Below are 9421 nucleotides of genomic sequence, written 5' to 3'. Positions count from 1 at the left end.
TGCACAATAATCCCGTAGAAGAAGGTTTAGTTTATAAACCAGAGGATTATGTTTATAGCAGTGCAATAGATTATTCAGGTCAAAAAGGACTGATAGATGATGTAGTAGTTTTTAGAATGTTTGGAATTTAATGACAACGAATCCTTTCGTGTGGTGCATGATTAATAAACAAAAATTGGTAGTGTATCAAAATTAGTGATGGATATAAATATACAAGTTACCATGTTGATAATTAAGATTTAAGTTAATTTATTTTAGAAAAGGAGAGGCTGTATGTCCCCGCTGTGCAAAGTCTCCTGACTTTGAGCTAACCGATTGAAAATAAAAAAACGCTCAAGCGGTTTCTGGATTACATATCCAGCAAAGCTCCGCTTTGAAAATACTATAAAAACAAGAAAAGTTCAAGCACTTTATGGATTACATATCCAGTAAAGCTCCGCTTTGAAAATACTATTAAAACAAAAAAACGCTCAAGCAAGCTTGATTATTTTGACAGGATTATAGATCCAGTAAAGCTCCGCTTTGAAAAAAAAAAAATCCAAAAACAATTTCAAGTAAACTTGATTATTTTTGGATTGTTTTGTTTTTATTCGTGACCTCGACTGGATTCAAACCAGTAACCTTCTGAGCCGTAATCAGATGCGCTATTCAGTTGCGCCACGAGGCCTTGTTGCGGGTGCAAATATAGGTAAAATTGGTAGATATCCAAATCGAAATTTAAAAAATAACTGCTTTTTTTGGACAACTTCTTCCTTTTAGTATTTATTTATCTAAGGCTCTACAGGTTACGTAATAGCGATAGCCTATCAGTGCCATTTGCCATTTCTTCGCTTTGGTCACGTCCAAGCCTTGTTTAGTTAAACTGGGTAATAGTATTTTATTGATTTTAGCTATAACTTTGAACATTACTTTTTTTGGTAAAAATAAAAAAGACCATTGATATAATGGTCTTTTTGTAGTTTATTTCTTTTTAGCTTGTATTTTGTTGGCTTTCTCCAAAGCAATTCGGGCTTTCTCTAATTCTTCTTTTGCCTTAATCATTTCTTCCTTTGCTTTAGCTAGTTCTGATTTTTCATCGGTATCCGTTTCGTCAGAATTAATTATTTTCTTGATTTTTTTCTTGAATTCTTGAACGCCTTTTTCATTTCGTAAATCAAATTCTCCAAGTGGATTCGCGTCTTTATTTCTAAAATCATCTGAAGTTATATCGGAATCCTTCTTAATTTTTTCGATTTCTTCAGCAGTATAATCGTCAGCCCCTGAAATCACTTCGCCATCTTCAATAATCAAGTCTTTTTTATTCGGTTTTTTGATGACGATTTTCGACTTTCTATTTGATTTAGGGGCATCGTTATTGTCAGAGAAATTAAATTGGAAATTGTCAGTTGAAGGATTTCCATCTTCATCGTGGAAACCAAATTGTTGTAGCATTTTCCCATTTGGAACTCCATTAAAGAAGAAATTTTCCATTCCGTTAGAATTTGCAGGTGTACCAAAACCGATTTCGCTTCCTGCTTTGTAAAAACTAATTGTGGAAATTGGAGATTGTTGATTGAGTTTTAATTCGCCTCTATTACCTTTTTCGTCTTCGTAACTTACTTTTAAACCGGTAATTTCATTTTTAACATTGCGTTTCACATCAGAGTAATTGATGGTCACGCCGTATTTTTTCAAAGCTTTTACATCATCGTTCATTTCCGACTCAGGCGTAGTTTTGTTCCAAGTCATCACCACATCTTTTGAAGTGTCATTGATTGTTATGAGGTCTTGTTTTTTCTTGTTTTGTGCCCAAATAGAAACAGATCCGCCTACAATTAAAGTGAAAGCAAGGGCCAATGTTAAGTACTGTTTTTTGGTATTCATGGTATAAAAAATTAATTAATACGTTGTTTTTTATAAGGCAAACATATTAATTGATTTTGGCAGCAGAAAAGTCCTTTACAAAATTTTAACGTAATTAACTTTTTGATAAGATTTTGCCAACATTTTTTTCTGAAAAAGATTATGATTCTTTTGACATTAAACGCTGCAACCAAATACAACACAACACTGCAATTACACCCAAAGTCCCCATTACAAACCAATTGGCTTGGTAATCAAAGTGGCTGATGATTTCTAATCCCATTTTAGAACTCGCAATATGCGCCAAACTAAAACTCATCGTAAAAAGTGCCATATAGCGACCTTCGTGACCTTTTGGTGCGCGACTCATCGCAAAGGAATTGGAGAAAGGGAAAATGAACATTTCGCCAAAAGTGATAAAGAGTAAACTCACAATTAGCATTCCTGCCCAAGCGTTGAAAAGTAAAATGTAAAAACTAATAGCCATCAAGACGCATCCCCAAAGAACGATGCTGAGTTTGCTACTATCTTTGCGTTGGCAATAACTCACAATTGGCATTTCCAAAAAGAAAATAAGTATTCCGTTGAAGGAAAGAATCAAACCACTTTGGAATTCTGTTAAGCCAAAATGCTCACTGTGATAGAGTGGGAGCGTCGTAAATAATTGAAAAAACAAGACCGCAGTAATAAAACATACGAATAAGAAAATCCAAAATATTTTGTCTTTAAATACGGATTGACGTCCCAATTCAGCTTCTTTTTTGGCGATTAAATCGTCAGGGACTTTCTTTTCTTTCACTAAGACCGCAAAGAGTACAATAGCAATGATGCAAGTACTACCATCAACCCAAAATAACGCTTGATAACCTTGGCTTAAAATAATCAAACCTCCTAGTGCAGGTCCGGCGGCAAAACCAAGATTCACCGCTAATCGAACGAGTGTTAAAGCGCGCGTGCGATTTTCGGGTTTTGCATAGGTGCTTAACGAAACAAACATAGCAGGACGAAACATATCGGCAATGACCATAATGGTAAACATACTGACGCACAATGCCCAAAACGAGGTTACGTATTGCAAGAAAAAGAACAATACACCACTTGTAAACAAACTGAAAATCATGATTTTGTAGAATCCAATTTTGTCGGATAATTTTCCACCTAACCACGATCCTAACATGGAGCCAAATCCAAAACATACCATAATCCAACCCACTTGAGAATAGGAAAGATGCAAGTCTTCTTTGAGATATTTGGATAAGAACGGCAACACCATTGTTCCTGCACGATTAATAAAGGTAATCAATGCCAAGATCCATACTTCTCGTCGAAAGCCTTTAAAGTTGTTGATATATCGTTGAAATCCTGACTGAATCATATTGAAGTTTGAATAGCAAAGGTACCAACTTTTTTGCTAGCGATTAATTTTAGATTCAATGTTAGCCAAATAAATTCCTTTTGCCTTGAAATCGCTTTGTTTTCTTTTGGATTGTACTATTTTTGCTAAAAAGATATTCAGATGAGAAAAGCATTCGTATTTTTAATGGTATTGCAATTTGGTTTTGGCTTTGCCCAAGCTCAATTTGATTTGGCTAACGTTGAAAAATTTCAAAAGGAATTGAATGCTGAATACGCTGATGCTAAAACAAGTCCGCTTTTACCAGAAGATTTGAAAGTATTCAAAAGTTTGGATTTTTACCCAGCCAACGAGAAATTCTTTGTAGTAGCAAAATTCATTCGTACGGAGAATGAACTACCTTTTGAGATGAAAACCTCTACAGACAGAAAACCTGTTTATGTAAAATATGGAGAAGCACATTTTACCATTGATGGTCAATCTTTTAAGTTGAATATTTATAGAAATATTGAATTGTCTAAAAAAGAGCAATACAAAGACTATTTGTTTTTGCCTTTTTCAGATTTAACGTGTGGAAATGAAAGTTATATTGGAGGAAAATACATTGACATGAAGATTCCCCAAGGCGATACGATTGTGATTGATTTCAATACTTCTTATAATCCGTATTGTGCCTATAGTCCTAAATATTCGTGTCCCAAAGTGCCTTTGGAAAACGATTTGAAAATCGAAATACGTGCAGGGGTGAAAAAGTTTCATGAGTAATGCAATACTTTAATTTACATACTCATTCGTATAGCAATCAAGAAGATGTGGTTGAATTAGTTAACCAATATCCTCAAGAGTTTACGGATACATTTCCTAATTATTCTATTGGAATTCATCCTTGGTTTATTGGGGAAGATCGAATAGAGGCCGATTTAGCTATTATAGAAAATAAATTGAAAGAACCGAATTGTTTGGCAGTGGGTGAATGCGGATTAGATAAACGAATTGAAATTCCGTTTGAATTACAGCAAACCGTTTTTGAACGCCAATTGCTTTTAGCAGAACAATACCAAAAACCAGTGGTGATTCATTGTGTAGCGGCTTTTCAGGAATTGATTGCCATTAAAAAGAGATTGAAAATTTCCGTCCCTTTTTTGATTCACGGATTTTCTAAAAATGAACAAGTGGCCAATGAATTAGTAGCCAATGGATGTTACATTTCTTTTGGAAAGTATTTGTTGCGAATGCCTCAATTAGAATCGGTTTTTCGTGCGATGCCCAACGATCGATTTTTCTTAGAAACCGATACAGATGAGCAAACGATTCAAGAAGTGTATGCTTTAGCAGCACAATATAAAGGACTATCAGTTGCCCAAATCAAAGAACTAGTGAATACCAATTTTAGAAAGGTTTTTGATTCAGAACAAATAACCAAATAAACGAATAACCAAATAAACAAAATAGTATGGCAGAGTGGACAGAAAGAGCCGAATTATTATTTAAAAAAGAAGGATTAGAAAAATTACAGAATGCTAACGTTTTAGTCGTTGGATTAGGTGGTGTTGGCTCTTTTGCAGCAGAATTTTTAGCAAGAGCAGGGGTAGGAAGATTGACAATTGTAGATGGTGATGTAGTCGATATTACGAATATTAACCGACAATTGCCCGCTTTGCATTCAACAGTGGGACAACCTAAAATTACCATTGTAGGCGATCGTTTGATGGATATCAATCCCGAATTACAATTGACTCGAATCCAAGAATTTTTGTCGCCAGAGCGCGCATTTGAATTGGTTTCACCTGAATTTGATTACGTTTTAGATTGTATTGACAGTGTGACTCCAAAATTAAATTTAATTATTGCTGCTAAACGAAAAGGAGTAAAAGTAATCAGTAGTATGGGAGCTGGTGGTAAAATGGAAGCGGCTAAAGTGAAAGTTTCGGACATTAGCAAAACGGAGAATTGTTTTTTGGCTCGTACCATTAAAAGACGTTTGAAAGAAGTGAAAATAGACAAAGGAGTGAAGGTGGTTTTTTCTTCGGAGATTCAGGACGAAACTAGTTTAAAAACTACTGACGGAAAGAATTATAAAAAATCATTTTATGGTACTAATAGCTATATGCCAGGTTTATTTGGCTTGTATGCTGCCGAAACGGTGATTCGTTATTTATTAAACAGAGACTAATTAGTTATACAAAACAACTATGATACAGACGGTGATTTTTGATATGGATGGTGTAATTGTGGATACAGAACCGGTTCACCGCTATGCCTATTACAAACAATTTGAGGAATTGAATATCGAAGTGACCGAAGCCATGTACACTTCGTTTACTGGATTTTCTACTCGAAATACATTTCAAACTTTAAAAGAGCAATTTCAATTAGAGCATGAGGTAGAAGACTTGATCCAACGAAAAAGAAGTATTTTTAATGATGCTTTTGATACCAAAGAAGATTTGGAGTTATTAGAAGGTGTTCGTGCTTTGATTGAAGATTTATACCAAAACGGAATCCAACTAATAGTGGCTTCTTCGGCTTCGAAAGTGACTATTGACCGAGTTTTTACTCGTTTTGGCTTGCATAATTTTTTTACTCATATTGTGAGTGGAGAAGATTTTCCAAAGTCGAAACCACATCCTGCAATTTTTGAACATGCCGCTTCTTTGTCGGTTGCGCCAAAAGAAAATTGTATCGTAATTGAAGACAGCACCAATGGTGTAAAAGCAGCAAAAGCAGCGGGGATTTTTTGTGTGGGTTATAATAGCGAACATTCAAAAGACCAAGATTTAGCCGAGGCAGATGTAGTAATCAATCATTTCAATGAATTGGATGCTACAAGTGTAAAAGCATTGAAATTAAATTAATTATCAATTAACAGTAATCCTTCATTTGAATTTGTAAATTTGGAAACCAATAAAAAATAAAACTATGAAAAAACTATTTTTTGCATTAGCAATTTTAATCACGCATTTTTCTTCAGAGGCGCAAGTAAAAACACCTCAAGCCAGTCCTAGAGCCAATGTGTTTCAAACCGTAGGGTTAACAGATGTGGAAGTAAACTATTCTCGTCCAGGCGCAAAGGGGAGACCTGTTTTTGGGAATTTAGTTCCGTTTGGAAAACTTTGGAGAACAGGTGCTAATGAAAACACAACAGTTTCTTTTAGCGATGATGTAATCATTGACGGAAAAACTTTGAAGAAAGGGAAGTATGCATTGTACACTGTGCCTAGAATTGAAAGTTGGGATGTTATTTTCTATACCACAACTGATAACTGGGGATTACCACAAGAATTTAACGAAGCTAATGTAGCGCTTAGAACTACTGTTAAAGAAGAAGCCTTATCAAAACCAGTAGAGAGTTTGACTATTAATATTGCAAGTTTAGATGCTAATTTTGCATATTTAGAAATCTATTGGGAGAATTCGTACGTTGCTTTAAAATTTGAAGTGCCTACACAAAAAACAGCGATTGCTAATATCGAAAAAGTCTTAGCCGGTCCTACTGCAGCGGATTATAATTCGGCAGCACAATTTATATTTCAATCCAATGGTGATTTAACAAAAGCCTTAGGTTATATCAATAAGGCGTTAGATATGAGTGTTGAAAAACCATTTTGGTTTAACCGCTTGAAATCATTAATCTTGGCAAAACAAGGAGACAAAAAAGCCGCAATTGAAGCTGCTAAATTATCTTTGGAAGCAGCTGAAGCCGCAAAAAATCAAGATTATGTAAAAATGAATAAAGACAGTATTGCTGAGTGGAGCAAGAAATAATTTCCAATTAGCATTCAATAAAAAATCCCGTTTGTATTTTCAAACGGGATTTTTTAATTAGTTAGCAAAGGCTTTCTGATTTTTAAATACCAATCGTTCCAGCAACCATGCCAAAATAATTGTCAAAGTCGCTCCGATAAAATTAAGCCATAAATAACCCAATCGTTCTTCTCCACTTGGGTAAATATAAATGGCAAAATAGTAGATTATAAATATGGTGATTTGACTTAATACAGCACTATAGAAAATAGCGCTGGACTGAATTCTTTTTGAGTAAATACCCACTAAGAATATGCCTAAAACGGTTCCGTAAAAAATAGATCCAATGATGTTGACTAATTGGATTAAGTTTTCGAATAAGGTTCCAATACAAGCAAAAAGAATAGCAATAATCCCCCAAAACAAAGTAAATAGTTTACTAGCATTTAGATAATGCTTGTCTGATTTCTCTTCTTGTAAATTGCGTTTGTAAATGTCTATGGTAGTGGTGGATGCCAATGCGTTCAATCCCGAAGCCGTTGATGACATTGCAGCGGATATAATTACGGCTAATAATAAGCCGATGAGTCCTTTGGGTAGGTAATTCAAGATAAAGTGAAAAAATACGTAATCTTTATCGTTGGTTTCGCTGTGACTATCTGCTTTAGAAATAATTTCTTTAGCACGATCTCTTAAATCTTTTTCTTTGTCTGAAAGTGCAATCATTTCTTTTCGAAGAATAGGATTGTCGTAATCTTGATTGAGTTGGTCAATATACAAGAGGTTGATTACTTTTTTGTCTTCAGATAAATCTTCTAATTTTTTTTCTAGCGAATGGTATTCTTTTTTGAAAGGAGAATTTTCAACAATAATTTTATTATTCGGATTGAAATTTAATGGAACTGGATTGAATTGGAAGAATACAAAAACCATGACTCCAGTCAAGAGAATAAAGAACTGCATTGGTACTTTTAAAAGTCCGTTCATTAACAAGCCCATTTGGCTTTCTCTTACGGATTTCCCTGACAAATAGCGTCCTACCTGAGATTGGTCTGTTCCAAAATAGGCCAAAGCCAAGAAAAAACCACCTGTTATTCCGCTCCAAAACGTATATTTTTCTTCAGGATCAAATGAAAAATTGACAATATTCATTTTGTCATTGGCACCAGCAATATGCATGGCATTACTGAAAGTCATATCGTTAGGTAAGTAGTATAAAATCCAGAAAAAGGTTACTAACATCCCTATTAATATGATAAACATTTGCTGTTTTTGGGTGACGTTTACTGCTTTTGTACCTCCAGTAACGGTGTAAATAATAACTAATAGACCAATTATTATATTAAGATAATTAATATTCCAACCCAATAAGGCTGACAAAATAATGGCGGGGGCATAAATGGTTAATCCGGTCCCTAATCCTCTTTGAAATAAGAAAAGAAATGCTGCTAAAGAACGGGTACGTAAATCAAATCGTTTGCCCAAATATTCATAGGCGGTGTATACTTTGTACTTATGGTAAATGGGAATGAATGTTACACAAACAATTACCATAGCTATTGGTAAGCCAAAATAGAATTGTACAAACCCCATTCCGTCATGATAAGCTTGACCAGGAGTAGATAAAAAGGTAATCGCACTGGCTTGAGTCGCCATTACCGAAAGTCCAACTATGTGCCATGGGGTTTCATTACTTCCAAGAATATAGTCTTGGACATTTTTACTTCCGTTGGTTTTCCATGCGCCATAAATTACTATAAAGAGTAATGTAACTACGAGTATGATCCAATCAAATACTTCCATAATTTAAGCGTATAACTGCATTATGAAATAAAATAACAAGATATATATGGCATTAATAACGAGTACCCAAGTATAACTTTTTCTCCAAATTTTAGTTTTTGCTTTCATCATCGTAGGATTGTCTCGTTAGAACTATTGATTCCATTTAATCTGTAAAATCGGTGGGTTCAAAATCAGGATTAATAATTGAAACTCCTTTTTGTAATAACAAGTTGTTAGGGTAAATAACGCGTTCCCCATCTTTATTCACCATACTGATATAAAAAGCGCTGATATCTTCAATTTCAGCAATTACTGGAAAATCTTTATCATGAATGTGAATAGTATCCCCAATTTTAAAAGGAAAGGAGAAAAATAAAATTATACCTGATGTGATATTGCTTAAAATCGACCATTGAGCTACCATAGCTACGCCTACAACTGTGGCAATAGAAGAAATAGCTAGAATAATGTCTTTGGCATCAACCCCCCAAATAATAATTAGGGCAACTATTAAAAGAATATTAATAAGCAAGTGCAAATATTTGATTACTAAATTAGTTCTTCTTTCAATGGTTTGACTCAGTCGGGCATAACGGCGAACTAATTTAGTGGTAACTATTCGAAGTATCACCAAAAGAATCAATACAATTCCAGTACCAATAGCTTCGCGTGCAAAATCGTTAAAAAAAGAGATGT

10 protein-coding genes and 1 tRNA gene are annotated in these 9421 nt (G+C 34.5%); 5 read left to right on the top strand and 6 right to left on the bottom strand.

Annotation, left to right across the window (positions count from 1 at the left end; genetic code table 11):
* Window positions 1-593 precede the first annotated feature (593 nt).
* The 4 genes from RMR09_RS11320 to RMR09_RS11305 all read right to left on the bottom strand — a co-directional run bounded on the left by RMR09_RS11320 (window position 594) and on the right by RMR09_RS11305 (window position 3217).
* Window positions 594-667 (bottom strand) — tRNA-Arg (locus RMR09_RS11320).
* A 95-nt stretch (window positions 668-762) separates the two neighbouring features.
* Entirely contained in the window at window positions 763-906 is a 144-nt protein-coding gene (locus tag RMR09_RS11315; RefSeq protein WP_310595912.1) for an SsrA-binding protein, read from the bottom strand.
* A gap of 54 nt (window positions 907-960) precedes the next feature.
* Entirely contained in the window at window positions 961-1863 is a 903-nt protein-coding gene (locus RMR09_RS11310; protein WP_310595911.1) for a hypothetical protein, read from the bottom strand.
* Window positions 1864-2002: 139 nt separating this feature from the next.
* Window positions 2003-3217, bottom strand: a complete 1215-nt coding sequence (locus RMR09_RS11305; protein ID WP_310595910.1) for an MFS transporter — start codon at window positions 3215-3217, stop codon at window positions 2003-2005.
* A 141-nt stretch (window positions 3218-3358) separates the two neighbouring features.
* Between RMR09_RS11305 and RMR09_RS11300 the strand changes: the two genes are divergently transcribed.
* The 5 genes from RMR09_RS11300 (at window position 3359) to RMR09_RS11280 (ending at window position 6961) form a co-directional block, all read left to right on the top strand.
* On the top strand, window positions 3359-3961 hold the full coding sequence (locus RMR09_RS11300) for a DUF1684 domain-containing protein (protein WP_310595909.1): 603 nt from the start codon (window positions 3359-3361) through the stop codon (window positions 3959-3961).
* Complete coding sequence (locus tag RMR09_RS11295; protein WP_310595908.1) at window positions 3961-4623, top strand: TatD family hydrolase; 663 nt, start codon at window positions 3961-3963, stop codon at window positions 4621-4623. Before RMR09_RS11300 ends, RMR09_RS11295 begins: the two co-directional genes overlap by 1 nt.
* A 26-nt stretch (window positions 4624-4649) precedes the next feature.
* A complete protein-coding gene (locus tag RMR09_RS11290) occupies window positions 4650-5369 on the top strand; it encodes a tRNA threonylcarbamoyladenosine dehydratase (RefSeq protein ID WP_310595907.1) in 720 nt (239 codons plus the stop codon).
* 19 nt (window positions 5370-5388) lie between these two features.
* Window positions 5389-6051, top strand: coding sequence for an HAD family hydrolase (locus RMR09_RS11285; RefSeq protein WP_310595906.1), 663 nt, complete (start codon window positions 5389-5391; stop codon window positions 6049-6051).
* 64 nt (window positions 6052-6115) lie between these two features.
* Complete coding sequence (locus tag RMR09_RS11280; protein WP_310595905.1) at window positions 6116-6961, top strand: DUF2911 domain-containing protein; 846 nt, start codon at window positions 6116-6118, stop codon at window positions 6959-6961.
* A 57-nt stretch (window positions 6962-7018) separates the two neighbouring features.
* Here RMR09_RS11280 and RMR09_RS11275 read toward each other — a convergent pair whose 3' ends face one another.
* Both RMR09_RS11275 and RMR09_RS11270 read right to left on the bottom strand, forming a co-directional pair.
* A complete protein-coding gene (locus RMR09_RS11275; RefSeq protein ID WP_310595904.1) occupies window positions 7019-8743 on the bottom strand; it encodes a sodium:solute symporter in 1725 nt (574 codons plus the stop codon).
* 145 nt (window positions 8744-8888) lie between these two features.
* On the bottom strand, window positions 8889-9419 hold the full coding sequence (locus RMR09_RS11270) for a mechanosensitive ion channel domain-containing protein (RefSeq protein WP_409070964.1): 531 nt from the start codon (window positions 9417-9419) through the stop codon (window positions 8889-8891).
* Window positions 9420-9421: the final 2 nt, after the last annotated feature.

Source organism: Flavobacterium sp. (assembly GCF_031537875.1).
Lineage (GTDB): Bacteria > Bacteroidota > Bacteroidia > Flavobacteriales > Flavobacteriaceae > Flavobacterium.
This window is presented reverse-complemented; position numbering and strand designations above follow the sequence as displayed.